General features: G+C 60.9%; 23 protein-coding genes and 1 riboswitch. Of the genes, 11 read left to right on the top strand and 12 right to left on the bottom strand.

Going from position 1 to position 26,972, the window contains the following annotated elements:
• The first annotated feature begins 149 nt into the window (after positions 1-149).
• The 4 genes from IM739_RS07470 (at position 150) to IM739_RS07455 (ending at position 5,520) form a co-directional block, all read left to right on the top strand.
• Positions 150-1,274: a cache domain-containing protein gene (locus IM739_RS07470; protein WP_237370550.1), complete on the top strand. Its 1,125-nt coding sequence runs from the start codon at positions 150-152 to the stop codon at positions 1,272-1,274.
• Positions 1,271-2,368, top strand: a complete 1,098-nt coding sequence (locus tag IM739_RS07465; protein ID WP_237370549.1) for a neurotransmitter-gated ion-channel ligand-binding protein — start codon at positions 1,271-1,273, stop codon at positions 2,366-2,368. Before IM739_RS07470 ends, IM739_RS07465 begins: the two co-directional genes overlap by 4 nt.
• A gap of 136 nt (positions 2,369-2,504) precedes the next feature.
• A complete protein-coding gene (locus IM739_RS07460; protein WP_237370548.1) occupies positions 2,505-4,415 on the top strand; it encodes a PhoX family protein in 1,911 nt (636 codons plus the stop codon).
• Between the two features lie 109 nt (positions 4,416-4,524).
• Positions 4,525-5,520 carry a CorA family divalent cation transporter gene (locus IM739_RS07455; protein WP_237370546.1) on the top strand — a complete coding sequence of 332 codons (996 nt, stop codon included), beginning with the start codon at positions 4,525-4,527 and terminating at the stop codon, positions 5,518-5,520.
• A 106-nt stretch (positions 5,521-5,626) separates the two neighbouring features.
• On the opposite strand, the gene IM739_RS07450 is transcribed toward IM739_RS07455, so the two are convergent.
• The 3 genes from IM739_RS07450 to IM739_RS07440 all read right to left on the bottom strand — a co-directional run bounded on the left by IM739_RS07450 (position 5,627) and on the right by IM739_RS07440 (position 8,707).
• Complete coding sequence (locus tag IM739_RS07450; RefSeq protein WP_237370545.1) at positions 5,627-6,064, bottom strand: BA14K family protein; 438 nt, start codon at positions 6,062-6,064, stop codon at positions 5,627-5,629.
• A 311-nt stretch (positions 6,065-6,375) separates the two neighbouring features.
• Entirely contained in the window at positions 6,376-7,461 is a 1,086-nt protein-coding gene (locus IM739_RS07445; protein WP_237370544.1) for a hybrid-cluster NAD(P)-dependent oxidoreductase, read from the bottom strand.
• Between the two features lies 1 nt (position 7,462).
• Entirely contained in the window at positions 7,463-8,707 is a 1,245-nt protein-coding gene (locus IM739_RS07440) for an aromatic ring-hydroxylating oxygenase subunit alpha (protein ID WP_237370543.1), read from the bottom strand.
• A gap of 99 nt (positions 8,708-8,806) precedes the next feature.
• A riboswitch (cobalamin riboswitch) is annotated at positions 8,807-9,009 on the bottom strand.
• Positions 9,010-9,367: 358 nt separating this feature from the next.
• Between IM739_RS07440 and IM739_RS07435 the strand changes: the two genes are divergently transcribed.
• Positions 9,368-9,973, top strand: coding sequence for a DUF6656 family protein (locus tag IM739_RS07435; RefSeq protein ID WP_237370542.1), 606 nt, complete (start codon positions 9,368-9,370; stop codon positions 9,971-9,973).
• Positions 9,974-9,992: 19 nt separating this feature from the next.
• On the opposite strand, the gene IM739_RS07430 is transcribed toward IM739_RS07435, so the two are convergent.
• Complete coding sequence (locus IM739_RS07430) at positions 9,993-11,072, bottom strand: GGDEF domain-containing protein (RefSeq protein ID WP_237370541.1); 1,080 nt, start codon at positions 11,070-11,072, stop codon at positions 9,993-9,995.
• 222 nt (positions 11,073-11,294) lie between these two features.
• Between IM739_RS07430 and IM739_RS07425 the strand changes: the two genes are divergently transcribed.
• The 3 genes from IM739_RS07425 to IM739_RS07415 are packed head-to-tail and all read left to right on the top strand — an operon-like array spanning position 11,295 to position 14,103.
• Positions 11,295-12,290 carry an L-threonylcarbamoyladenylate synthase gene (locus IM739_RS07425; protein WP_237370540.1) on the top strand — a complete coding sequence of 332 codons (996 nt, stop codon included), beginning with the start codon at positions 11,295-11,297 and terminating at the stop codon, positions 12,288-12,290.
• Complete coding sequence (locus tag IM739_RS07420) at positions 12,287-13,714, top strand: FAD-binding oxidoreductase (protein ID WP_237370539.1); 1,428 nt, start codon at positions 12,287-12,289, stop codon at positions 13,712-13,714. The genes IM739_RS07425 and IM739_RS07420 overlap by 4 nt, the downstream gene beginning before the upstream one ends.
• Before the next feature lie 2 nt (positions 13,715-13,716).
• A complete protein-coding gene (locus IM739_RS07415; RefSeq protein ID WP_237370538.1) occupies positions 13,717-14,103 on the top strand; it encodes a winged helix-turn-helix domain-containing protein in 387 nt (128 codons plus the stop codon).
• Position 14,104: 1 nt separating this feature from the next.
• Here IM739_RS07415 and modC read toward each other — a convergent pair whose 3' ends face one another.
• The 4 genes from modC to IM739_RS07395 all read right to left on the bottom strand — a co-directional run bounded on the left by modC (position 14,105) and on the right by IM739_RS07395 (position 19,074).
• Entirely contained in the window at positions 14,105-15,193 is a 1,089-nt protein-coding gene (gene modC, locus IM739_RS07410; protein WP_442981103.1) for a molybdenum ABC transporter ATP-binding protein, read from the bottom strand.
• Entirely contained in the window at positions 15,190-15,852 is a 663-nt protein-coding gene (modB, locus tag IM739_RS07405; protein ID WP_237371001.1) for a molybdate ABC transporter permease subunit, read from the bottom strand. The genes modC and modB overlap by 4 nt, the downstream gene beginning before the upstream one ends.
• A 104-nt stretch (positions 15,853-15,956) precedes the next feature.
• Complete coding sequence (gene modA / locus IM739_RS07400; protein WP_442981125.1) at positions 15,957-16,763, bottom strand: molybdate ABC transporter substrate-binding protein; 807 nt, start codon at positions 16,761-16,763, stop codon at positions 15,957-15,959.
• A 124-nt stretch (positions 16,764-16,887) separates the two neighbouring features.
• Complete coding sequence (locus IM739_RS07395; RefSeq protein ID WP_237370537.1) at positions 16,888-19,074, bottom strand: DUF1217 domain-containing protein; 2,187 nt, start codon at positions 19,072-19,074, stop codon at positions 16,888-16,890.
• Positions 19,075-19,462: 388 nt separating this feature from the next.
• Between IM739_RS07395 and IM739_RS07390 the strand changes: the two genes are divergently transcribed.
• A complete protein-coding gene (locus IM739_RS07390) occupies positions 19,463-20,029 on the top strand; it encodes a DUF6101 family protein (protein ID WP_237370536.1) in 567 nt (188 codons plus the stop codon).
• A gap of 69 nt (positions 20,030-20,098) precedes the next feature.
• Here IM739_RS07390 and dmeF read toward each other — a convergent pair whose 3' ends face one another.
• The 4 genes from dmeF to IM739_RS07370 all read right to left on the bottom strand — a co-directional run bounded on the left by dmeF (position 20,099) and on the right by IM739_RS07370 (position 23,340).
• Positions 20,099-21,061, bottom strand: a complete 963-nt coding sequence (gene dmeF, locus IM739_RS07385; protein WP_237370999.1) for a CDF family Co(II)/Ni(II) efflux transporter DmeF — start codon at positions 21,059-21,061, stop codon at positions 20,099-20,101.
• Positions 21,062-21,141: 80 nt separating this feature from the next.
• Complete coding sequence (locus tag IM739_RS07380; RefSeq protein WP_237370535.1) at positions 21,142-21,420, bottom strand: metal/formaldehyde-sensitive transcriptional repressor; 279 nt, start codon at positions 21,418-21,420, stop codon at positions 21,142-21,144.
• A gap of 71 nt (positions 21,421-21,491) precedes the next feature.
• The gene (gene ubiA, locus IM739_RS07375; RefSeq protein ID WP_237370534.1) at positions 21,492-22,445 is read right to left on the bottom strand and encodes a 4-hydroxybenzoate octaprenyltransferase; all 954 of its coding nucleotides are present in this window, start codon (positions 22,443-22,445) and stop codon (positions 21,492-21,494) included.
• 97 nt (positions 22,446-22,542) lie between these two features.
• Positions 22,543-23,340 carry a MipA/OmpV family protein gene (locus IM739_RS07370; protein ID WP_237370533.1) on the bottom strand — a complete coding sequence of 266 codons (798 nt, stop codon included), beginning with the start codon at positions 23,338-23,340 and terminating at the stop codon, positions 22,543-22,545.
• 328 nt (positions 23,341-23,668) lie between these two features.
• On the opposite strand from IM739_RS07370, the gene IM739_RS07365 reads away from it, so the two are divergent.
• Positions 23,669-24,556, top strand: a complete 888-nt coding sequence (locus IM739_RS07365) for a branched-chain amino acid aminotransferase (RefSeq protein WP_237370532.1) — start codon at positions 23,669-23,671, stop codon at positions 24,554-24,556.
• A 90-nt stretch (positions 24,557-24,646) separates the two neighbouring features.
• Complete coding sequence (locus IM739_RS07360; protein WP_237370531.1) at positions 24,647-26,755, top strand: S9 family peptidase; 2,109 nt, start codon at positions 24,647-24,649, stop codon at positions 26,753-26,755.
• Positions 26,756-26,972 lie beyond the last annotated feature (217 nt).

Genomic DNA, 26,972 nt, shown 5'->3' with positions numbered 1-26,972 from the left:
TCACCGGTCGCCTGGGAGGCAGACAAGGCGCTGAAGCGGGCTCAATCCACCCAAAGCTTGCCCGATATTGGCCCAAACTTGGCTGTTTGCCGTCACTGCGACTTGTCCTACGGAAAATGTTCCCGCCGCTGCCAACCTTCCGGATTCCCATGACTGTGGACAAAACCCTCGCGCTCGTCACGGCGCTCTGCATCGGCCTTGTCTTTGCCATCGGCGGCGCGGTCGTGATCGGCGGAAACCAGGCACAGCTTGCCGCCAGCAAGAGCCGCGAAATGCAGGTGACGGCTCTGCTTCTCACCTCGTCGATGGAGCAGGCGGCAAGCCTCTCGGCCACCCATGCGATGCAGATTGCCCGCGATCCACTGGTCGTCGGCATGTTCAAGGCCGGCGATCGCGACAGCCTGACTCGCTATCTCAAGCCGAGCTATCAGGCGCTGGCCAGCGAAGCCGGCGTCAACATGCTGCATTTCCATTCCGCCGACATCAAGAGCTTCCTGCGCGTGCAGGATCCGAAGAATTTCGGGCAGGATCTCTCCAGCATCCGGCCGATGATCCTGGCCGCCAATCGCAGCCGGCAATTGCAGAAAGGGCTGGAGGTGGGACTGGCCGGCCTCAGCCTGCGCGCAGTGGCGCCGGTTGCAGAGGGTGAGACGCTGATCGGAACCTTCGAGGTTGGCGTCGACCTCAAGAAACTGATGGATCTGGCGAAATCCGCCTCCGGCGCCGACTTCGCCCTTTTTCTCAGCCCGGCCATGTCCGGATTTACGCCCAAGGACCAGACAATCGCCAAGGACAGCGCCGGACTAGTGCAGGAATCGGCCACCAATTCCGCGCTGTTCGAGCAATTGCACCGGCAGGGCGCCATCGGCCTCCAGCGCTCGCCGGTCCAGGCGGAAGCGCGCATCGACGGCAAGCGCTTCGGCACCTTTGCCCAGCCGCTGCTCGACTATTCGGGCCGGATGATCGGCACGATCTTCATCGCCCGCGACATTTCGGAGATCGACAGCGGCTTCAACCGCGCCGTGATCGCAGCGGTTGCCGTCGGCCTGATCGGCCTGCTCGCCGGCTATGGCGTGGTGATGATCGCCGTCCGGGGGCTTGTGCTGCGGCCGCTCGGCGCGCTTGCAGCCCATGCGACCGCCGTGGCGGCCGGCTCTGAGGGTGGCCACGCGCCGGACAGCAGCGGGCTCAAGGAATTCGCAGACCTGCGCCAGGCGATCGACGCGCTGGCGGCAGAGCATGGCAAACGGCGCATCGAGGGAGACGAGATGTGAGATCGCGACCGGCCCTGCCGTTCCCTCACCCAGCGCTTGCCTTTTGGCGCATGGCTCTGGCGCTCTGGCTGTCGCTGATCGCCGCCTTCCCGCTTCTGGCCGAAGAAAGCGCCAGGCCGCTACCCTCCGGCGTCTACCTGCCGCTTCCGGTGCATCTGTCGATCCGGGTCCTCAACGTGTCGCGCATCAACGAGACGCTCGGGGAAGCCTCGATGATGATCGAGGTCACCGAGCGCTGGACCAATCCCGGCGAGGCCTTCGATCCGAAGATCACCGGGTTCAACCGCTTCGACTATGTCGGCCAGGAAGCCACGGACAGGCTCGCGGCGATGTGGACACCGGGCACGGAGATCGAGAACCAGATCAGCGAACCACGCACCCAGTCGACGGCACTGACCCTGCGCGCCGACGGAACGGTGACGCGGATCCGCCGGCTCGATGCCGATTTCCGGGTCGGCATCGACATGACGACCTTTCCCTTCGACCAGCAGCGCCTGACGCTCTCCATGGTCTCGCCGCGCTATCCGGCCGAGCAGATGATCTATGTGATGAACGACATCGACCGGGAACTTTCGGCGATCGAAAAGGACATTTCCGCGACCAACTGGACGGCGCATGCGCTCGACGTGGTGATGGAGCGTTTCCACGGCTGGAATGCGCGGCCTTTCGTGCGGGTTCTTGCGACAGCGACCGTCGAGCGCGACTGGCAATATTTCGTCCTGCCGATCTTCGTGCCCTTCCTTGCGGTCATGTCTGTCTCGATCTTCATCCTCTGGGCCAAGGTCAGCCTGATCGGTGACAAGGCGCCAATCACCTATTCGGCGCTGCTGGCGCTGGCGGCGCTGAGCTTCACCTACGAATCGAGCTTTCCCGGCTCGATCTCGATGAACTCGCCGATCGCCTTCATGGTCTCGCTCGGCTATTTCTACCTGATCCTCGTGCTTCTACTCGACATCGTGCTGATCTATGCCAACTATCCCGGCAAAGCGCGATACAGCCACCTGGAGCCGGCGATCCGCGCCACCATCCGGTTCAGTGTGCCGGCGGTGTTTGCCCTGATCTGCTTCTCGGCGGCGTTGCGGGCCATGGCCTAGCGTCACTGCGGGCGCTGACGGCCGGTTGCTGAGCCACGCCTGATATGCATTGCCGTCACCCGTTCGTCACATGACTGTCATCGCGACTGACTAACCCAAGGCTGGAACCATTCCAATCAAACCTCGGAGGTCAACCATGAGCGACACAAATACGAACCATCTGTCCTGGGACGAATGGGACGAGTTGCAGAACCCGCCACCCGCCACTACCGATTTCGACGAAGTCGTCGAACGCGCCATTTCCCGCCGCGGCTTTCTCGGCGTCCTGGCCATGGGCTCGGCCGCTGTCGCCATGGGCTCCGTCGGCAACCTGATGAACTCGACTTCCGCACAGGCCCAGGAAGCCGCCTCGCGCTTCCCGTTCAAGCCGATCGCCATTGCCACCGACACGACCATCCACGTGCCGGAAGGTTATAGCTGGAGGCCGCTTGCCAAGTGGGGCCAGCCACTGTTTTCCAACGTTGCCGATATCGACCCGGTCAACGGCGTTTCGCTCGAAGCCTCCGACAAGGTGTTCGGTGAAAACACCGACGGCATGGAGAGCTTCCTGATCGGCACCCATCAGGTGATTGCCGTCAACCATGAATATGTGAACAACGAGACCAACCTGCCCAACAATGAAAAGGGCATGCCCAAGAGCCTCGACGACGTGAAGATCCTGCAGAACATGCAGGGCGTGACCGTCATGGAAGTGGCCGAAGGCGCTGATGGCTGGGAAATCGTGCTCGACAGCCCGTTCAACCGCCGCATCCACCACAACACGCCGATGAAGCTGTCCGGTCCTGCCGCCGGCTCCGACCTCGTCAAGACGGCTGCGGATCCTGCCGGTGTCGACTGTCTCGGGACCTTCAACAACTGCGGCGCCGGCAAGACACCGTGGGGCACCTACCTCACCTGCGAAGAAAACTTCAACGGCTATTTCGGCTCCACAGACGCAAACTTCAAGATGCCGGACGACTTCAAGCGCTACGGCATTGCCGCCGAGACCCGCTACGGCTACGAGCAGTTCGACGAGCGCTTCGACGTGTCGAAGAACCCGAACGAACCGCGCCGCGCCGGCTTTGTCGTCGAGATCGATCCGTCGAATGCGTCCTCGACGCCGATCAAGCGCACCGCGCTTGGCCGGATCAAGCATGAAAACGCAGCCGTCGTGGTGGCCCGCGATGGCCGCGTGGTCGTCTATATGGGCGACGACGAGCGTGGCGAATTCCTCTACAAGTTCGTTTCCACCGGCATCTACGTCCCGGGTAGCGACACATCCAAGCTGCTCGACGAAGGCACGCTCTACGTCGCCAAGTTCTCCGACGAAGGCACCGGCGAATGGCTGGCGCTGACGGAAGAAACCACAGGCATGAAGATGGACGAGATCTGCGTCTTCACCCGCCAGGCCGCCTCGAAGGTCGGCGCGACCACCATGGACCGCCCGGAATGGGTCGCGGTCAACCCGGTTGCGATCGAAGCCTATTGCGCACTGACCAACAATTCGCACCGCGCCGTTCTCAAGGACGGCAAGATGCGCACCAATGCCGGCGGCGACGTGATGGAAATCAATGCCGCCAACCCGCGCGAAGGCAACGAGTTCGGTCAGATCGTGCGCTGGTATCCGGAAAACGACGACCATGCCGATGGCAAGTTCAAGTGGGACCTGTTCGTCATGGCCGGCAATCCGGACGTGCACAAGGACGGCGCCTATGCCGGTTCGTCCAACATCAATTCCGGTAACATGTTCAACTCGCCGGACGGCATGATGTTCGACAGCACAGGCCTCTTGTGGATCCAGACGGACGGTGAAGATTCGAACGAAGGCGACTTTATCGGCCAGGGCAACAACCAGATGCTCGCCGGCGATCCGGCCACCGGCCGCATCGAGCGCTTCCTCACCGGCCCGAAGGGCGGCGAAGTGACCGGCATGACCTGGACAGGCGATAAGCGGACGATGTTCGTCGGCATCCAGCACCCGAACGCCCCCTTCCCTGATGGCGAAGGCAAGTTGCCACGTTCGACAATCGTCGCCGTCAAGCGCGAAGACAATGCCAGAATTGGCTAAGCCCTCGCACTAGACGATCCCGAGGCGCGCCGGTTCAACCGGCGCGCTTTTTGCGTTTTCCGCTTCGCACAGGTCCCGCCAACCGCCGCGTACCCCGAAGGACACGCCCATGCTCAATGCCATTCACGCTTTGCCCGGCCTTGTCTGGGGTTATCGGATCGATCCTGCATCCGGTGCGGCAACACGGCTTCCAGCCGACGTCACGCCGGCACTGCTGGCTGACGGTCCGGGATTTCTGTGGCTGCATCTCAACATTGCGGATGCGCGCGTCGGGGCTCTTCTCGACGGCTTCGAATGGCTGACGGAGCAGGCGCGCTCCGTGTTGACCACGCATGACACGCATGCCGCCTTGACGGTGGACGACCAGATGGTGTTCGGCACCCTCGTCGACTTCCAGCGGGAGTTCGACAAGGAGACACGCGACCTCGCCTGGCTGCACTTTGCGCTGTCCGATCGGTTCATCATCACCACCAGACTGCAGCCGATCCGCTCGATCGACCGGGTCCGGGCCGCGGTGGAAAAGAACTCCGCGAAATATCGCAGTCCCATGCATCTGTTCGAGACACTTGTCGCCGAGTTCCAGCGCGGCATTATTTCGGTGGTGATCGAACTGACCGAGGAACTGAACGCGATCGAGGACTTCGTCTATGACAGCGAGTTGCGCGACGAGCGGCGCCGGCTTGCTCCTGTCCGACGGGTGGTTGTTCGGCTCTACCGTCACTTGCGCACCATGCTGTCGCTGATGCGCCGCGCCGCGGCCAGCGACGACGAGGACATGCCCTTCGGCTTCGACGAGGTGGCGCAACGGCTGACGGCAAGGCTGGAAGCCGTGGATCACGACGTGCATGCACTGCAGGAACGCGCCCGGTTGCTGCATGAGGAAATCGACTCCAAGCTGACCTCGGAGACAAACCGGCACCTTTATATCCTGTCTCTGATGACGGCCTTCCTGCTCCCGCCGTCCCTGGTCACCGGCTTTTTCGGCATGAACACATCCAACCTGCCGTTTGCGGCGGAGGCCGATGGCACAATCTTCGCGATCGGCTTCATCGTCATCTCGATTGCCGCCGCCTGGTATCTCCTGCGGCGTGCGGGCATCCTGTAGCGCAGGCTGAACGCCCGGGCCGAAACGACAATGCCCGGCACGAGGCCGGGCATTGAAGCGCTGACGGGGCGAGCTGTTCGGGCACGCCGATCAGAGAGGTATTGGCTCAATAGTAGGGCGACAGGCACTGCTGACGCGGACCATTGTAGGGCTGGAACGTGTTGCTGCGGCTGTCGTACGAGCGGTAGCGGTTGGCGCACCACTGGTAGTGGCTCGGATTGATGCCACCGGCACTTACCCGCGGCTGCGCAGCGACGGCGCCGCCGATCATCGCACCGGCTGCGAAGGCGGCCAGCGGGAACCAGGCGCCGTTGTAATAGCGATAACCGGGCCTGCGGTGCGAATAGCCACGATGGCCGTTGTGATAGTGATGGCCGTTATAGTGGCGGCGATACTCACGACGACGATACTGGACCTGGGCGACGTCGGAGCTTGCTTCGACAGGCGCGCGCGGCAGGCTCATGGCCTGTGCCGGCACGATGCCGGTGAAGCCAACAGCGGCAGCCAGTACGAGACCGGCCAGACGATTGAATGCAGTCTTCATGCGACTTTCTCCCTGCGGTTTTTCGCGACCAGCTTGGTGTCCCGGCCCATGCCCTTGAGACTGCTGATCCTGAAATGAAAAGTATCGGCTTCATCCTGAACCCAGCATTAACATTGGTTTTATTCTAAAACTTCTTGTGTTTGCGCGGTCCGGTTGGCCGCGGTCAACGACCGCGATTGCCTGTCAACGGATGGCTGTTCCGTTTGTTCCATCGCCTTGCGAAAGAACGATAAAGTGGGGAAAATCACGCCACGAAAAAGGGCGCACCCGACAAGCGGCGCGCCCTGATGATCGCCATCGTCTGGCAGAGATCACGCTTCGATTTCGATATCGCCCTTCGGCCGCGAACAGCAGGCGAGGATGTAGCCCTCGTCGATTTCCTCGTCGAGGATGCCGCCATTGTGTTCCATCTCGACCTCGCCGGAAATCTTGAGCACCTTGCAGGTGCCGCAGAGGCCGGATTCGCATGCCGCACCGATGCGCACGCCGGAGGAGCGGGCTGCCTGAAGTACCGTATGGCCTGGCGCGCAGAGTCCGTTCTTGCCGGACATGGCAAACGTGACCTTGGTCGGCTGCTCGCCATCCGAATGATCGGCAACGACGATCGGCGGCTGCGGCTTGGCCGGCTGGAAAGTCTCCTCGTGATACTGGCTCATGTCGAAGCCGGCACCGGACAGGGCCTCGCGCACCGTCGCCATGAACGGCTCAGGCCCGCAACAGAAGACCGTGCGTTCGAGAAAATCCGGGGCCAGAAGCGCGATCTTCGCCTTGTCGATACGGCCCTTCAAGCCTGACCAAAGCTGGCCTCGGCCGAGCTGTTCGATGATGAAGCCGAGCGTGAAATGCGGCATGTCGCGCGCCTTGGCTTCCAGTTCCCAACGAAAGATGATGTCGTCGGGCGAGCGGGCACAATGCAGGAAGGCGATGTCGCTGTCGGGCGAGCGGTCGCCCATGTCGCGGCTCATCGACATCATCGGAGTGATGCCGGAGCCGGCCGAGATGAACAGGTATTTCCGGCCCGGATGACGGGCATAGGAGAAATCGCCGAGCGGGCCGATCGCCTTCAGTGCCATGCCGGGCTTCAGGTTGTCGAACATCCAGCGCGTCCCGATCGAGTCCTTCTGCGCCTTGACCGTGATCGCGATCGTGTAGGGCCGCGACGGGCTGGACGACAGCGTATAGGTGCGCATCACCGGCTCGTTCGAGACCGGGATCTCCAGCGTAACGAACTGGCCGGGCTGATAGCGGAACCACAGGCCCGGCTTGTTCGGCCGGAAGGTGAACGTCATCACGTCGGGGGCTTCCGGCGTGACGGCGACGCATTCCAGCAGATGCTCCCGGTCGGACCAGGGGCGCATTTCATCAACGTGGCGATAGGGAGCGAGCATCATGTTCATCTCACGCGACCGCGGACAGGCGAGTCTTTTCACCCTGGAGACGGTTGATCATGAAGGTCGTGTACCAGTCGACGAACTGCATGACGCCACCTTCATGCTCGACCGAATAGGGGCCAGGCTCATAAGCCGGGGACCGGATGCCGAAGGCATTTTCCTCGACGATCGAGCGGTCCTGGTCATTGGTCATTTCCCAGACATGGGTCAGTTCCTCGAGGTCATAGTCGACGCCTTCGACTGCGTCCTTGTGTACCAGCCACGTGGTGGTGACGGCCGTCTCTTCGGCAGACAGGGGGGTGACGCGGAATGAGATCGCGTGATCGACGAGAATGTGGTTCCAGGTCGACGGATAGTGGAACAGAAGCATGGTGCCAATGTGCGAGGTCGAGACGTCGTCGGACAGCGGCCGCCTGACGGCGCGCTTGCCGGACATCGTGTAGCTCTCGGCTTCCTGGATCAGCGGCATGCGGGCGGTGCGGAACTGGCCGCTCGGGTCGATCTTGAACGTGCTCGGCAGGCCTGCGGCCTCGCAACGCAGCCAGTGTTCGGCGATGACCGGATCGTCACCGGCGCCCTGGACGCCGGTTGCCGTCGGGGCTTCCGGGTAGGTGCGGCAGAGTTCAGGATGGTTGCTGGCGCAGTGGTAGCACTCGCGGTTGTTCTCCCAGACGAGCTTCCAGTTGCCCTTTTCGATGATCGTGCTGCGATGAGCGACCTTGGCCTCTGACAGCCGATGCGGCTTCATGTAGGGTTCGATCGATGCACGGACCGGTGCGAAATCGGCAGGCTCGTTGGCGAGGCAGATGAAGATGTAACCGCCTACACTTTCGCAATGAACAGGCTTCAGACCGAACTCGTTCTTGTCGAAGGTTTCACCCATCTGGCGGGCGAAGACCAGCGAGCCGTCGAGATCATAGGTCCAGTTGTGATAGGGACAGACGAGCTTGGCGGAGGCGCCGCGGTCCGAGGTGCAGACGCGGTGACCGCGGTGGCGGCAGGTATTGTGGAAGGCGCGGATCACCTGGTCCTTGCCGCGTACCATGACGATCGGATAGTCGCCGACCTGGGCGGTGAAATAGTTGCCGGCGCGCGGGATCTCGCAGTCATGGCCGATAAACAGCCAGTCGCGATACCAGATCTGCTCCATGTCGAGCTTGAAATAATCCTGATCGATGTAGAAAGGCTGCTCCAGGCTGAAGCCTTCCCGGCGGTTCTTCAACTGCCGCAATACCGTGCTGTGCAGATCCATGTCGTCCTCGTTCGTTTCACCGGCGATGGAACAGGAGCGCAGCACCAATCGACCCGAAAAGGGCGATCACGGCTATCTCCGGTCGCCCACCGCGACCTCAAATATCATTGCTTCAAGGCTGGTTTCCGGGCTCTGGAGACGTCCGTTGCCAGACACGTTCGGCGCCTTCCCAGGACCTTCCCAGTGGCCTTTTGCCGTTACGTCTATCTCCACCACCGTTGCGGGGGCAGCGCCGGATTTTGACCGGCTTCCCGATTTCCCACCCTCCCTAGCAGGGCGGCACCTCGAGCTTGCAGATATCTAAACACAGGCGGCAGTCCGGTACTGCGTTGCGAAACGACACCGCCGGGAATGTTTGCGACATGCCCGCGCAAAGGCGCAAAAAGCGCGCCCCTCAAAAATGATGTGTATTTTCTTGGAGATAGAGGAGATCGGTGGCGCCCGAAACTATTGCAATGGCGCAAAATGACAATTCGAGGCGATTGGCCGCCAATGTCTGTCGCACCCGGAAGAAATCATCAGAGCGGAACGAGTTGCGTCAACCAACGTGCACTGCGGCAAGCCTCGCGAAACCTCAAGAGGTCACAGTGCCTGCAAATCATGATTAACCATGTCGCTGTAATATCGGCGTACCGAGCCAGTAACCGTCAGAGCCTCGACATGCAAAAACTTCGATATTACGCGGCCCCGAGAGTCCCCGACAAAAGCGCGACCGCGAGCAAGGCCGCGCACACGGAATTCCTGCGCACCGGCCGTATCTCGCGCCATCGCGATGACTGGCTGGCGGAGGAAAAGCGCTACCTCACCTATGCGGAGGTTGCCGTTCGCACCGGACGCCGGCTGGAAACGGCGGCGGAGACCACCCACAGCCGGATCAACGGCTTCCACCGGTCGATCCAGTTTCCGAAGATGATCTTCCACAAGACCCTCGATGACAGTCCGCATCTCGGCTACTGTCACGTCACGGCGGCGCGCACCAACTTCGCCCAATATGCCGACGTGAAATGGGCCTTCTACATTGCCAATTTCTTTGCCGAAATCGGCGGGACCGAGCAGTTCTTCGAACAGATCCGGCAAAGCTACACGCGCATGTATTTTGCCGTGGCGATCAAGCCGGAGACCGAGCAGAAGGCGATGGTGGTCGACAGGTCGATCCGTGACAACGGCTTGCTGTTTCGCACCCACGATCCGAAGGAAGCGCTGCGCAACGTGCTGATGCTCGGCGCGCGGGATACGGAAATTCGTAAGATCATCGCCAAGCTTTAGACGCCGGGCCCTCTCGCTGTCAGGCGCCGAAGCCGCCGACCGGCTTGTTCTTGTAGATCAGCCAGTCCTTGGAGGCATAGTCGTTGGCGCCGTAGATCGTGACGGTATCGCCGCCATTGGCCTTGGATGTCGACAGCGCCTTCTCGGCGAAATTGGTGAAGTCGAAGGCGTTCGGCGCCTGCTCGGAAAAACACACCCCGAAGGACATGGCCATCTGGCCCGGAGCGCGGCCGGTCGAGGAGCCGACAAAGGCCGTGGCCTTCAGCTTGGCGCGCACCAGCTCGATGACGCGGCTGACCTCATCCTCGTCGGACGTGTAGAGCAACAGCCCGAAGCGGCCGGCATCGAAGCGGCAGGCAAGATCGCCGCCGCCGGAAACCGCTTCCAGAACCTTGGCAACCTGCATCAGGAAACGTTCGGCAACAGCCGGCCCCATCTGCTCCTGGATACGGGCAAAATCGTCGATTTCACCGACGGCGACGCCGCACAGAACCGGCATGTCCGGGTTGGCATAGATCTTGGCCACGGCCTTGTTGAAGGCGCGGCGGCTGGCAAGGCGCGTGAGCGGATCGACGAACTTCGCCGCCTCGGCCTCATCGGCCTCGCGCTGCATATCGGCCAGCGATGCGGTCTTGTCGACCACGGCACGCACGACATTGCTGTTCTGATGCGCGCGCCGTTCGGTCGCGGCCTTCAGTGCCTTGATCGACTGGCCGAGCGGTGTTCCTTCAAGATCGGCTTCCGTAAGGATGGTTTTCGAGGCATTGCCGATGACTCGGCCATAGTCGGTCAGGGAAATCTTTTCCTCATTGAGCAGATTGATGAAATTGCTCATTTCAGCGCGAACCTGACCACTCTGGCGGCTCAGCAAGCCATCCTCATGATGATGAGGCAGATATTTGCGGCCCAACTCGTCGAGCGCTTCCTGGCTCTTCAGCTTGCCGAGCGCAATGAATTCGCGGACCAGTTCGGGATTGCTGCCCGCATAGGCCTCGTAGACCAGCTCATAATTGCGGGGAAGCCCGTCAATGCCCATCTGATGCATGGCGGTTGCCACACGAAGCGCAATGCTGGAGGCAGGATTCTTGACTTGCTGCATCTGTGGCTTCCCGGCTTGAGTCGGCTTTTGTCTCGTTGCCGGTGACTATACGCAGAAGAATTCTTTATTTCGGTTACATCGATATATAAAATTTTAGCGGTGCCAATTCCCCTCAAAATTTACTGTGGAACAATGTATGCTTACGCTCATCAAAAAAGGCATTTGATCGCGCATGTTGGAACACGCTAAGGACACAGGGAACAAAGCTAACAAGGCAGGGACATGGCCCGGATCATCGCAATCGGCAGCGGCATGGATGAGGCGATCAACGCCGCGTCGGTCATTCTTGCGCTCGGCCGTCCGGTGGCAATCCCGACCGAGACCGTCTATGGCCTTGCTGCTGATGCAACCAATCCAGCTGCGATTGCCAGCATCTATCAGACCAAGGGCCGGCCGCGCTTCAATCCGCTGATCTGCCACATGGCCAACCTCGAAATGGCCGAGCAGCACGCAGATTTCGATCCGCTTTCGCGCAGGCTGGCCGAACAATTCTGGCCGGGGCCGCTGACGCTGGTCTTGCCGCTGAAACCGGAAAGCGACATCCACCCACTGGCGACAGCCGGCCTGGACAGCGTCGGCATCCGTGTACCGGTCGGCTTCACCGGCCACCTGATCCGGCATTTCGGCCGGCCGCTCGCCGCACCGAGCGCCAATTCCTCCGGCAGGATCAGCCCGACAACGGCAGCCCATGTCGATGACGATCTGGGCAGCAAGATCGATCTTGTGATCGACGGCGGAGCCTGCGAAGTCGGGGTTGAATCGACCATTCTGAAGATCGAGGACGGGCAAATACGCCTGCTGCGACCGGGTGGTATTTCCGTTGAAGCCATAGAGGCCTTTGCAGGCGTCACTGTCGAGCGCCCCAAGGTCGCCGGTACCGCAATCATCGAAGCCCCCGGCATGCTAGCCTCGCATTATGCGCCCGATACCACCGTGCGGCTGAACGCCACTTCCGTCGCGAAAGATGAGGCGCTTGTGGCATTCGGCAGCACACCGATCAGCGGAGAAGCCGACGCCGTCATGGTGTTGAACCTCAGCCCGGCGGGAGATCTGGCAGAGGCAGCAGCCAATCTGTTCGACTACCTGAAACGAGCAGACGCAAGCGGAGCGCAAGGCATCGCAGTCGTCGCCATTCCGGATCATGGGCTCGGCGAGGCAATCAACGATCGGCTGGTGCGGGCAGCCGCCCCGCGTGACGCGGAAGGAAACAGTGCATGAGCATGACATTGACGCGAGCCGAGACGCTGCGCGCCTTCATCGATATCGTTGGGGAAGCCCATGCGCTGGTCCTGCAGGACGACATCAAACCATACCTCACCGAAAATCGTGGGCTTTATCATGGCTCGTCGCCGCTGGTGCTGAAGCCGGCTTCCACGGCGGAGGTTTCGGCGATCCTGAAACTCGCCAGCGCGACAGGAACGCCGATCGTCCCGGTCAGCGGCGGCACCGGCCTTGTCGGTGGGCAGGTTCCGCGCGAGGGCAGCGACGACGTTCTGCTGTCACTGGAGCGGATGAACAGGATCCGCGAAGTCGATGCGCTTGCCGATGTGATCATCGTCGACGGCGGCTGTGTCCTGGCAAGCGTGCAGAAGGCGGCGGAAGAGCATGACCGGCTGTTTCCCCTGTCGCTCGGCTCAGAAGGGTCCTGCCGGATTGGTGGCAATCTGTCGACCAATGCCGGCGGCACAGCCGTGCTTGCCTATGGCAACATGCGCCAGCTCTGCCTCGGGCTCGAAGTGGTCCTGCCGACCGGCGAGATCTGGGACGGATTGCGCCGACTGAAAAAGGACAATAGCGGCTATGACCTGCGCGACCTGTTCATTGGGGCGGAAGGCACGCTCGGCATCATTACAGGCGCGGTGTTGAAGATGTATCCGCGCCCGCGCGGCAAGCAGGTGGCCTTTGCCGGTCTCGATAGCCCTGCACAGGCGCTGGCGCTGTTCGAAAAGGCATCGCAGCATTGCGGCACGGCACTGACCGGCTTCGAACTGATGCCGCGCCTCGGCATCGAGTTCACCACGAAGCATATCCCTGGCGTGCGCGATCCCCTGCCCTCGGCCCATGCCTGGTATGTTCTGATCGACATTTCCACCTCCGATTCTGCCGAGACGGCCGATGCGATGATCCAGGCTCTGCTCGAAGATGCCTTCGAGGCCGGCCTGATCGAAGACGCCGCGATCGCCAGCTCGCTTGCGCAGCAGGAAGCGTTCTGGCATTTGCGCGAGAGCATGTCGGAGGCACAGCGGCCGGAAGGCGGCTCGATCAAGCATGACGTCTCGGTGCCCGTGTCGCGCATTCCAGCCTTTCTGAGCGAAGCGGACGAGGCCGTGCGCCGCGTGATGCCGGACGCCCGCATCTGCGCTTTCGGTCATCTCGGCGACGGCAATATCCATTACAATATCAGCCAGCCGGTCGGCGCCGACAAGGCTGACTTCATCGGCCGCTGGCGCGAAATGAACGCCGTGGTGCACGGGATCGTGCACAAGCACAACGGCTCGATTTCCGCCGAACATGGTGTCGGACAATTGAAGCGCGACGAGCTGTCCGCCAGCCGGCCGGCGATCGAGACCGAACTGATGCGGCGGATCAAGCAGGCTTTCGACCCCGAAGGCATCATGAACCCCGGCAAGGTGCTCGACTGAAGATGACAAGGGACACGCGCCTGACGCTCAGGATCGACCTTGCCAACGGAGCGCGTCTCGGTCCGGGCAAGGCAGAGCTTCTGGCGCTGATCGGCGAGCATGGGTCGATTAGGGCGGCGGGCGCTGCGATCGGCATGTCCTACCGCCGGGCATGGCTGCTTGCCGACGAGATCAACCGCATGTTCGTCGAACCATCGATCTTCACCCGCCATGGCGGCAAGAGCGGCGGCGGCGCCGGGCTGACGCCGTTTGGCGAGCGATTGCTTGCCTGTTGCCGGCGAATGGACAGCGAGAGCCGAAAGGCCCTGACGGCGGATCTCGACTGGCTCGAGGAGGCAATGAACCGGGAATTTGAAACCGGAGCGCCGGAAAAGCCGGACGTCGAGTAAGTCAGCCCCGCCGAAACAAGCCTTCCCGCGCAATCGATACCGTCTTGAACAGAAGATGTACCGGCTTGCCGATGGCGAGCCCAAGCTGGGTTGCCGAACGGCGGGTGACCTCGACGACCATGGGCTCGCCGCTGCAATCGACCACGACTGCGACGGCCGAGCCGTTTTCCCGCTGGATATCTGTGATTCGGCCCGCCAGGCGATTGAGCGCCGACAGGCCGCTCACCTCGGCGGTGGCAAGGACGATATCGGCGACGGGGACAAAGACGCGGATTTCGGTACCGGGCGGTAGTTCGACCGCCCGGAGAAACAGGGGGCCTGCACTGGACAGCGCTTCGGTCAGTCCGTCGGCCTGATGATGGGCGGTGATGGTCGCGGCAATGAAATTGCCGGCCGGCAAGGCGCCGGCACCGCGAGGAACGCTCGATAGAACTGTATCCGGCGCGCCGATGGCGATGGTCTTGCCGCGTTCAAGGACGACGACGCGGGTAGCCAGCCGCGCGACCTCCTCGACCGAATGGCTGACATAAAGGATCGGAATGCCGACCGCGTCGCGGATGCGCTCGATATCCGGCAGGATCTGCAGCTTCAGTTCGCTGTCGAGCGCCGACAGCGGCTCATCCATCAGCAGCAGCCGCGGGCTCGCCATCAGGGCGCGACCCAGCGCCACGCGCTGCTTTTCTCCACCCGACAGATGTTGCGGACGGCGATCCAGCAAGGCGGAAATCCGCAACAGATCGGCGACGCGCGGCAGGCTTTCCCGCCGTTCGATGCGCGGCAAGAGGCGTTCGCCATAGGCAAGGTTCTGGCGCACCGTCATATGCGGAAAGAGCCGTGGCTCCTGAAATACATAGCCGATGCGCCGGCGATGGGGAGGCAGGAAGACACCACGATCGCTGTCGCTCCAGGTTTCGCCCGAAAGCCGGATCTGTCCCTTGCCCGGACGGACAAGGCCTGCGACCAGATTGATCAGCGTCGTCTTGCCGGAGCCGGAAGGGCCAAACAGCGCTGTCAGGCCTTCGCCGATCTGTAGATCTGCCTCCAGGGAAAAACTGCCCTGCACATGGCGGATGGCGATGTCCAGCATCATGCGTCTCCCATGCGTGCGGCCAGTCGGCGGGCGAGAACTTCGGAGGCAATCAGGGCGGCAAAGGAAACGGCAATCGAGATCAGGGTCAGACGCATGGCCGCAACATCACCACCTGGCACCTGGGTGTAGGTGTAGATGGCACTCGCCAGGGTCTGGGTTTCGCCGGGAATGTTGGACACGAAGGTGATCGTCGCACCGAATTCGCCCATCGCCTTGGCAAAGGACAATATTGCACCGGCGGCGATGCCCGGCAGGATCAGCGGCAGGGTCACGGTCAGGAAGACATAGGCCGGCGGTGCTCCAAGCGTGGAGGCAGCGGCTTCCAGCCGGCGATCCACGGCATCCATGGACAGCCGAATGGAACGCACAAGAAGCGGGAAACCCATGACGGCAGCGGCAAGGGCAGCCCCTGTCCAGCGAAAGGAAAAGACGAGGCCGAACCAGCTTTCGAGAAGCATGCCGACACTGCCCTTGCGACCGAAGGTGATGAGCAACAGATAGCCGGTCACCACCGGCGGCATGATCAGCGGAAGATGGACCAGACCGTTGAGCAGCGTCTTGCCCCAGAACTCACGGCGCGACAGCAACCAGGCTACAGCGATGCCCACAGGCAGCGAAAAGGCCACGGCGACGGCCGCGACCTTCAGGCTGAGCAGCATAGCGGTCCATTCCTCAGCTGTCAGCGTCACGCGGTCATCCTGATTGCAGTCTCCAAGCCCCGATCAATTTCCAACGGTCAATTGCGGTGGCTCGTCCGTTCGGGTCAGTTCGTTTTGGCAAGGACAGTAAAGCCTGCTTCGGTGAAGATGGCATGCGCCTGGGCACCCTGCAAGTAAGCGAGGAATGCGGCGGAGTCCGCGTTTGCGCTCTCAGCCGTCAAGGCTGCCGGATAGACGATCGGCTTGTGGCTGTCCTCCGGGAACCGGTCGAGGATGGTAACCGCGGGATCGACCTTGGCATCGGTCTCATAGACGATACCGAGAGGTGCTTCGGCGCGCGATACGAGAAGCAGCGCGGCACGGACGTTTTCGGCCTGCGCAACCTTGTCCTTCACTGTGTTCCAGACGCCGAGATTTTCCAGGGCCGATTTGCCATAGGTTCCGGCGGGCACGGCTTCGACATTGGCCATGGCCAGACGGCCGTCACCCAGAAGCGCGGCAAGCGGGAACCCGGGTGCGATACTGGCGGTCAGGGTCGAGCCCTTCGGTGCGACCAGCACGATGCGGTTGCCGAGCAGGTTGACCCGGCTATCGGACTTGATCTTGCCGGCCTTGTCGAGGTGATCCATCCATTTCAGATCGGCCGAAATGAAGAGATCGGCGGGGGCACCTTCCTCGATCTGCTTGGCCAGCGCGGAGCTGCCGGCAAAGGACAGGCGCACGTCGTTTCCCGTCTCCGTCTTCCAGTCGTTCGCGATTTTCTCGACGGTTTCCTTGAGACTTGCGGCTGCAAATACCGTCACCGGTTCAGCGGCGAAAGCGGCCAGCGGGGCTGCCAAAAATGCAGCCAGAGCAACGGCTACACGGCTGCCACCTGCCATTCGTTTCCAAAACTTTTTCGTCACGCACATCTCCACTTCGATATATCCCAGTGAATACATCGATAGTTCAAAAAAAATCTGCCGGCAAGTCGCGGCAGATTTAGATCACGATCATATCCGATAGCGCCAACAGCGCTGACCGAATGATGCCGAACTAGTATTTCAAGCCGGCAAGGCTGGTCAGAAGATCGGCGGAAATGCCGCCGCCGCTGCCCTGGAGAATTGTCAGTGCGGAGGTGTCGTAACTGGCATTCTCGGTGTCATACATGGCCGTGTAGCGCTGCAGGAAGCGCTCCATCTTTTCCGGATCCTGGAAATCCGACAGCGTGATATTGTCCTCGACAATCTTGGCCTGCATGTCGACGTCCATATTGGAGAACTCTTCCGAATAGCCGAATGTCGTGCGGAAGACTTCCAGCAGCGCTTCATCCGCGATCAGGTCATAGGCGTCGGTCAGTGTCGGTGCCGTGCGCTCGAAATACAGCGCCAGGCGAACACCCTGATTACTTTCGCCTTCGCTTTCTTCAAACGTCTGGCGCAAATAGAGATTGATGGTTTCGAGCGTGTCGCCGCGTTGCTGTACCGTGCCGACGGTGTCATCCGTCAGGTTGCCCTCGCTGTCGAAATTGAAGGACGCGAGCAATTCCGCCCATTTGGCATCGGTCTGCTGGTTCGCAAAGCTCTTTGGATCCTCGAGATCCGACGCAAACAGCTGCTTGAGGAAGTCGTCCGTCACCTCGTCGCCGTCGAAACCAAAGGCGCCGAGCACGACATCAACGACCCGACGATCGGCCAGGAGTTCGTCAGCGGTCCGAATGCTGGCGATCTGCTCCTGATAATATTCCGATTCCTTGGTGGCCGCTTCCTTGGCCGTCGTCTGCTCGTCACCCTCCAGGTAGAGGATCTGCTTGACGATGTAGTCCTTGGCGATATTGGTCGCAGTCGCTTGGTTCTGCGCCTGCAACGGCGCCTTGGCTTCACCTTCGCTGTCGAAGTTGAACAAGGTCGCCATTTCGATCAGGCGCGAATCCTTCGACTTGTTGGCGTAGCTGTTCGGATCCGTGACGTCGCTTGTCAGAACCTTGCGCAGCTCCGAATTGGTGAATTCGTCTCCTTCAAATCCGAAAGCGCGCTGCAGCATCAGGCGAAGCGAACTGTTGTCCAAGAGATCGTCGACACTGGTGATCTCGGCCATCTTTTCGGTGAAGTAGTCGATGGTCGACGTCTTCATCTCTTCGCTTTCGTCATCGTAAAACTCGGCAAAGCCGGTATGCGTCGACGCAAGCTGGGCACTGCCCTGTGCCGAATAGCCGGTCTGGACGTTGCCATCCGTGCCGAAATTGAACTTTTGCGCAACCGCGACCCATGCGCTGCCGCCATTGGTGATGGCGTAGTTGCTCGAGGCACTGACGTCGCTGGTCACGATCGACTTGAACACGGATGCCGTGACCGTGCTATCAAGTTCCAGGGCTGTCTTGACGTAGTTGAACAGCCGCTCGTCGCCGGTGATATCCTCGACCGTGGTTACATTGGCGATCTGGGCGGTATAGTAGGCCTTCTCGCGCTGCAGATAATATTCCGAGGCGTAGGTCTGCTCTTCCTCGATATAGAGAGCAACCGTGCTTTCCTTCTGTTCGGCGGTCTGGGCCGTCGTGCCGGATAGGGAGCCATCGGTATTGAAGCTGAACGCCTGGGCCATTTTGAGGAAGGCCGCCGAATTCGACGCGTCATTCTCCACCAACTGGTTCACGTAGCTTGTGCTGTCACTGAGATCGCTGGTCAGGATCTTGGTGAAATGTTCCTTGGTATAATACGTGCCGTCAATGCCATAGGCGTCGAGCACATAGTTGAACAAACGGGTGTTCTTGACCAGGCTGTCGGCCGACGTGACGGTGTCGATCACCGACTCGTAGTAATACGTTTCGGTCTCGATCGCGTCGTTTTCGGCAACGAGCTGCTCGTCCAGCAGCGCAAGCAGCTTGGTCTCCTGTGCCGACGTCTGGGAATCCTTGGTCTGGCCGGTGAACTGGAAGGCTGCGGCGAAATTGCGATAACGATCGTCGGACAAAACGTTGGCGAAGCTGGTGCTTTCGTTGAGATCGCTTTCCAGGACCTTTTTCATATAGGCCTTGGCATAGGTCATCTCTTCGAGACCGTAGGCCTTCATTGCAAAGGAATAGAGGCGATAGTCGTCGAGGAATTCGTCCACGGACGTGACGTTGCCGATATTCTCTTCGAAATACGCGGTTTCGCGCGCTACCTGGCTATCGGAGGCGACACGGTTCAGGCTCGACTTCAAATCCCGCGTCGCGAGATCATAGCTCAAATACGTGGAAACCATCGCGTCCTCGGCAGCAAAATCCAATCATACGAATCGTATAATGCGCCATAATCCTTGCACGGAGCTTTATAACTTCGTGAAGAAGCGTTTCGAATGCGCTTTTCGGCACATCGGTCCCGCATCGGACAGGATGCGCTAGGCTCCTGCAGCATCACATCACCCCGTTCCCGCACCTGTATCGATCTGGAATAGATCGGTGCCGATTTTCACATTTCAGCAACCCTGCGCGGTACGACAAAACTAACCATTTGAGACTGCAAGGTTTTTTTTACCGCGATTTTTAAGCTGTCTCGAACAGCCGCTGGCTATGTTGCCCCTACAGAGGACGAGAAGTCCCAAACAGACGAGCACATGACGCGCTCTCGGGTAAAACAAGGGTAGCATGAAGATGACGAACACGGTTATGAAGCCCGACTGGGCAGGAAGCACTCTGCGACTGGATCCGGCACGGTTCCCCCAGCAGGTTTCCTACGCATTGCACGGCTCCTTAGGCGATGTGACAATCACCATCGATGAACGCGGCGCCGTCCTGCGCAAGATCCTTCCGGGCAGCGGCCTTCCCCTCTCCTTCGCACTGCCGGCCCGCGCCTTCAAAGGCGTTGCAGCCCGGGCGATCGACCATGGCGACGGCGAAGTGACGGTTACCCTCGAGCTGCATCACGACGATCCGGATCTGTGCATCCCGTTGCTCGTGGCCCATGACCTCTGCGATATCGCTGCCGACTGGCGCGGCTGGTCTGATGCCTTCCGCATTCCGATGCTGATGGTCGAGGCTGACGGCGTTGCCCGGCCGCTGGAGGATCATATCGGCGACGTGCGCACCCGCGATACGCAACCGCGCCGACGCCATTCCTATTTCGCTGAGCGCCGCCCGCGCTTCCTGGTCCGCCGCACGACCGGCTCGCTGGGTGTAACCATGAAGATTTCCGGCAAGGAAATCATCGCGCGTAGCTGATTTCGTCCCAAGACGGAACATATCAAGGCCCGGAAGGCAACTTCCGGGCCTTGCCGTTTGTGTCTCAGATCACGCCAGGCGTGCTGATCCGTGCCACTCGACTTCGACCGTGACATGCGAAAGCGCCGTCAGGGCAGCAAGCTTTTCACGGTAGTGAGAGGGCGGTTTCGGTGCATCGGCGGACAGCGAGACGATCGCGCCATGATGGCCGGGACCGAGCTGCCAGACATGCAAGTCTGCGATTTCAGCCCCCTCGCCCTCGATGATATCGCGGATTTCTTCCGACAGAGGCGCATCGCGCGGCGTGTAGTCCAACAACACAGATCCCGACTGGCGCATCAGAGCGAATGCCCAGCGGCCGATAATCAGCGTACCGACAAGGCCGATCGCCGGGTCGAGCCAAAGCCAGCCATAGACACTGCCGAAGATCAGTGCGGCAATCGCCAGGACCGAGGTCAACGCGTCGGCCAGCACATGCACATAGGCCGCACGGAGATTGCCGTCATGCCCGTAATGATGGACATGGTGGTCGCCGTGGTGATCACCATGATCATGGGGAGCATGGGAGTGGCCGCCTTCATGCAGGAGAACGGCGCAGACCAGATTTACCACTAGACCGACCGACGCGACGATGATCGCCTCGGAAAAATTGATCGACACGGGCGCCCTGAACCTCGACAGGCTTTCCCAGCCGATCAGCAGCGCCACCATGGCCAGGACGATGGCGCTGGCGAAGCCAGCCAGATCCCCCACCTTGCCGGTGCCGAAGGTAAATCTGCCGTTGTCGGCATTGCGACGGGCAAAACGATAGGCAAGGGCCGCAATCAAAATTGCGCCGGCATGGGTCGCCATGTGCCAGCCATCGGCAAGCAGCGCCATGGAGCCGAAAAGAACACCGCCGGCGATTTCCGCGACCATCATCGTTGCGGTGATGGCGATGACAATCCATGTGCGGCGCGCATTGCGATCGTGATCCGCGCCGAGAAAGACATGGGCATGTCGGCTGGCGAGCCGTCCAACACCCTGCGGCATCGCCCGGTGCGGATGGTTGGGCCCGTGCCCATGGTGGTGCGGGTGTGGATGGGAATGCGTGTGGTGGTCTTCGTGGCCGCTCATTTGAGATAGCTCCTGATGACATCGATGAGTTCTGCGGCGTTTTTCGCCTTGGCCGCATCGGCCTCGTGATCGGGATCAACGAGATGCTCGCGAATGTGATCCTCGATCAGTTCCGCAGTCAGACCGCCGATGGCACCACGCACGGACGCGACCTGATTGAGGATCTGGGCGCAGGGTGCCTTGGCCAGCAACGCGGTTTCGATCGCCTCCAACTGACCTTTCATCCTTCGGACACGGGCCAGCAGCTTTGCCTGATGTTTGTGTGTATGGCTCATAGTATAGGGGGGTACCCTATTTTGCGGTTGATCGCAATGCGCCCGCCCGGCAAAGGGCATCACGTTTGATTTCAGGCGAAAGGAAGCGCCAGAAGCAGGCCGAGGAAAATGATCGCTCCGACGCGGTTGTTCGACTTGAACAGCGCAAGGCACTGAGCGCCGTCATCGATGTCGAGGACCTTGATCTGCCATGCAAACAGCCCACCGGCGATCATCAGGCCGAGAATGGCAGGAAAGCCGGCGCCCGCCATGACAAAGGAGACGAGAAGCAACAGCAACGTCAGACCGTAAAGACCGGCGAGCCAGAGTTTCGTTTGTTCACCGAACAGGCGCGCCGTGGACCGCACGCCAACGAGTGCGTCGTCCTCCTTGTCCTGATGGGCATAGATCGTGTCATAACCGATGGTCCAGGCGACGGCGCCGCAATAGAGCAGGACAGCGGCGAGCGACAGGTTGCCATGCAGGCCCGCCCAGCCCATCAGCCCGCCCCAGGAAAAGGCCAGGCCGAGAAAGAACTGCGGCCAGTCGGTAAAGCGCTTGGCAAAGGGATAGATCGCCACGACCGCCAGCGAGGCTATGCCCAGGACAATCGAAAACATGTTGAAGCAGAGCAGAACTGCAAGCCCGACCAGCGCCTGAAGCCCCATGAAGATCTTGGCATCGCGGCGCGACACGCGGCCGGACGGCAAGGGACGCGAGCGGGTGCGCGCAACCTTGTCATCGATCTCATGGTCGACGAGATCGTTATAGGTGCAGCCGGCACCGCGCATGGCGACCGCGCCGAGAAAGAACAAAGCGAGGTGAAAGACGAACAGCGTCGGGTTCAGCCGGTCGTCGGCAGCCAGCACGTTGGCCGCCAGTGCCGAGGACCAGAAACACGGCCACATCAGCAATTGCCAGCCGATCGGCCGGTCCCAGCGGGCGAGCTGGGCGAAGGGCCAGAGCCAGCGCGGCAACGCGCGGTAGACCCAGTTGTCGGAAGGAGCGTCGATAACGCGATCGTGGTGGTCGGCTGAACTGTTCATGACGCCAGTGATAGAGCATGGCGGCGGCCAAGAAAACCGCGATGCCGGTCAGCAACCGCGAAAAATCAGCACAGCGCCCGGCAGACATGCCGGTGTCTCAATCGAGGCTGAAGCCGAACTTGTAGCTGGCCGAAACGCCGAATGTCAGCTGGTTCTTGCTGCCACGTTCCTCGACCAGGCTGCTGTCGGCCGCGGGACCGGTCAGGCGCTTGTATTCGGTAAATGCGCTCATCTGCAGTTTTTCGGTGGCATCCCAGGTGATCGCCGCGCCGGCACCGACGGATGTGAAACCACCATCCGGGTGATATTCACTGAGGCCCGAGGCTGCAGATTCACCGGCATCGACGCCGTAATAGGCCTTGGTATAGCCGCTCGTCGCATAGGTGGCGCGCGGACCACCGGAAATGCGCAGATCCGGGGCGATATCGGTGAAGGCATCGAGCGCAAGATCGGCGACAAGGCCGTCATGGCTGCGAATGCCCTGGCGCAGTTCGGCACGGGCGCGCAGGTAGTCGGTGACGTAGACATCAGCGAAGCCGCCGAGTTCCCCGCCCCACTTGATCTCGGAAAGGCCAATCAGTTCGTCCGCATCGCCGGCATCGCGGCCGGGGATGAACTTGCCGGCGATACCGGCACGCAGGACGTCGGTATCATAAATGGCGAAGGAGGCGCTGTCATTGCGCGAGCTGAAGCGCGGCTGGTTGCCACGGCCGAGCGAAATGATCGGCGAAAAGAACAGCTTGTTGTCCTTGGCACCTTCGAATTTCGGCGCGGAAATGCCGGAGCCGCCCAGCGTCAGATACCAGTTTCCCGACCAGAATCCTTCGGCTTTCGCCTGACCGGCAAAAGCCAGGACGCAGGAAGACAAGACGATGGCACGGGCGGCATTTCGCATGATGGACCCCAGACTATACGCAATACAAAGCCCCGCAGCGGCGGAGGCGAACTGGATCAATATTGCAGGAATGCGTTACGGGATCTTTAACCAAGGCGGTGATCTTCACTGTGGAATCACCATTCGCGCCAATGATCCGGGAGCGTGCAGACCGATCACGCATATTGATCGATCGATCAGGCAAGCTTCTGATTTTTCGTCAAAATTCCGTCAGTGTTCCGGGTATTTCCAACGCCATGCAAGCTTTACCCATAGACACGGCACTTTCTCCTTGACCTGAGCCGGCCAGGAGACTTTCCTCCTCGGCAACGAGAACAGGAGACCTCTGATGGCTGTCGATTCCTCTGCCCGCACGACCACATTCACCTATGTCGATGGCGACTGGTTTGCCGGCAATCCGCCGCTGATCGGGCCGACCTCACATGCCATGTGGTTGGGTTCGACGGTATTCGACGGCGCCCGCTGGTTCGACGACATCGCGCCGGATCTCGACCTGCATTGCCAGCGGGTCAATCGCTCGGCGGAAAACATGGGCTTGAAGGCGACGGTCGACGCCAGCGAGATCGAACGCCTCGCCTGGGAAGGCATCGGCAAGTTCGACGGAAAGACTGCCATTTACATCAAGCCGATGTACTGGGCCGAACATGGCCAGGCCGGCTCGGTTGTCGCCGCCGATCCGGAATCGACGCGGTTTGCGCTCTGCCTGTTCGAGGCCCCGATGCACGCGGCAAAACCGTCGTCGCTGACGCTGTCGCCATTCCGCCGCCCGACGCCCGAATGCGCGATGACTGATGCCAAGACCGGCAGCCTCTACCCCAATTCCGGTCGGATGATCATCGATGCTCGCAAGCGTGGCTTCGACAATGCGCTGGTGCGCGACATGAACGGCAATGTGGTGGAGACCGCCTCCTCCAACGTGTTCATGGTCAAGGACGGTATCGTCTATACGCCGGCGGCAAACCGCACCTTCCTGGCCGGCATCACCCGTGCCCGGGTCATCGGCCTCTTGCGCCATGCAGGCTTCGAGGTGCGCGAGGCGACGCTGTCTGTCGAGGACTTCCTGAATGCCGACGAGATCTTCCAGACCGGCAACTATTCCAAGGTGGTGCCGGTGACACGGCTCGATGACCTGCAACTGCAGGAGGGACCTGTGACCCGCAAGGCGCTCGATCTCTACATGGACTGGGCAAAGTCGTCGCAGAGCACGGACGGCTGAGCATGTAAGCTTTGGCCGCGCCTTGATCGCGGCGGCCAGCCTCTCTATCTCTCGCTGAACTGCCTGTTCCAATTCCGGAAGGAAATCACCTTGTCCATCTTCAAGAACCTGCCCAGCCCGCCGACTGTTGCCAGGAAGCCCGTGAGCGACACCCGCCACGGGATCACCCGCACCGACGACTATGGCTGGCTGCGCGCCGACAACTGGCAGCAGATGTTCAAGGACACCTCGATCCTCGATCCGGAAATCCGCAGCTATCTCGAGGCGGAAAATGCTCATATGGAAGCGGCGATGGCCGATACCAAGGGCCTGCAGAAGACCCTGTTCGACGAGATGAAGGGCCGGATCAAGGAGGACGATTCGTCCATCCCGATGAAGGACGGCCCGTTTGCCTATGGCTCGGCCTTCGTCACCGGCGGTGAACAGCCGCGCTATTTCCGCATTCCGCGCGATGGCGACCCGAAGGACGAGGCGCTACGCGATCTTCTGCTCGACGGCGACAAGGAGGCGGAAGGCAAGGATTATTTCCGTCTGTCGGGCATCGACCATACGACCGATCATGCCTTCGGCATCTGGGGCTATGACGACAAGGGCTCGGAATATTACACCCTGCGCATCCGCGATTTGGCCACCAAGCAGGATCTCGAGGATGTGCTGGAGAACACCGCCGGCGGTGGCGTCTGGGCGCCGGACGGCAAGAGCTTCTTCTATACGCTTCAGGACGAAAACCACCGGCCGTCGAAGGTCTTCCACCATATCGTGGGTGAGCCGCAATCTTCCGACCGGCTGGTCTACGAAGAGAAGGATCCCGGCTTCTTCATGGGGGTCGGCGGCTCGCTACTCGACGACTTCATCTATATCGACATCCACGACCACGAGACCTCGGAATACCGCCTGCTTTCGACCAAGGACCTGACCGCCGAGCCGCAACTTGTCGCCGAGCGCGAGGAAGGCATCGAGTATGCGATGACCGAAGGCGGCGACGTCTTCTACATCCTGACCAATGCCGGCGACGCCAAGGACTTCAAGATCGTCGAGGCACCGGTCACGGCTCCGGGCAAGGAAAACTGGAAAGAGGTCGTGCCGCACGAACCGGGCCGGCTGATCCTCAGCCACATGGCCTTTGCGCGACACCTCGTCTGGCTCGAGCGCCGCGAAGGCCTGCCGGTGATCATGATCCGCGACCGCAAATCCGGCGACGAGCATTCCATCGCCTTTGCCGAGGAGGCCTATTCGCTCGGGCTTTCCGGCTCGGCGGAATATGACACCGACGTCATCCGCTTTTCCTATTCCTCGATGACGACGCCAAGCCAGTTGTTCGACTACAACATGGCGACGCGCGAGCGCACGCTTTTGAAGACGCAGGAAGTTCCGTCGGGTCACAACCCGGACGACTACATCACCCGTCGCGTCTTCGCCAAGGCGCATGACGGGGTCGACGTGCCAGTCACCCTGCTCTATCGTCGCGACACCAAACTCGACGGCTCGGCACCCTGCCTGCTCTATGGTTACGGCGCCTATGGCATCACCATTCCGGCCGGCTTCAACACCAATTGCCTGTCGCTCGCCGATCGTGGCTTCGTCTACGCAATCGCCCATATCCGCGGCGGTAAAGACAAGGGATTCGCCTGGTACGAAGACGGCAAGATGGAAAAGAAGGCGAATACCTTCAAGGATTTCATCGCGGCAGCCGAGCACCTCGTGGCGGAGAAATACACGGTTTATGAAAACATCATCGCCGAGGGCGGCTCGGCCGGCGGCATGCTGATGGGCGCGATCGCCAACATGGCTCCGGAGAAATTCGCTGGCATCATCGCGGCCGTGCCGTTTGTCGACGTGCTCAACACAATGCTGGACGACACTCTGCCGCTGACGCCACCGGAATGGCCGGAATGGGGCAATCCGATCGAATCCGTCGAGCAATACAACTGGATCGCCGCCTACTCGCCCTATGACAATGTCGCCGCCAAGGCTTATCCGCCGATCCTTGCGCTTTCGGGCCTGACCGATCCACGCGTGACCTATTGGGAGCCGACCAAATGGATTGCCAAGCTGCGCGAGCATGCGCCGGATGCCGGTCCCTTCCTGCTCAAGACCAATATGGCAGCCGGTCACGGCGGCAAGTCCGGCCGTTTCCAGCGGCTGGAGGAGATTGCGTTTGAATATGCGTTCGCGATCAAGGTCGCGGGCAAGATGTGATCCGTCTTTGGAGACGTGCAAGCTTTCACGGGTGCCTTTTTGTGATTGCTTGCGCGACTTCTAAAAAATGAATTCCACGCACCCATGATTCGGCGGGGCCGTAGTCCTAGCCGGGGCTTCGCGCAAGGCCAAATCTCGCTCTTGCGGCGCAACACGCAAGCTTCGCGCAAGGTTCAAAGGTTAACAAATGGTTAATTCTTTCAACCGAGGCGTCCGC

Source organism: Rhizobium sp. SL42 (genome assembly GCF_021729845.1).
Classification (GTDB): Bacteria; Pseudomonadota; Alphaproteobacteria; order Rhizobiales; family Rhizobiaceae; genus Allorhizobium.
The sequence above is the reverse complement of the archived record's forward strand: the minus strand, read 5'-3'. Positions and strand labels throughout refer to the sequence as shown.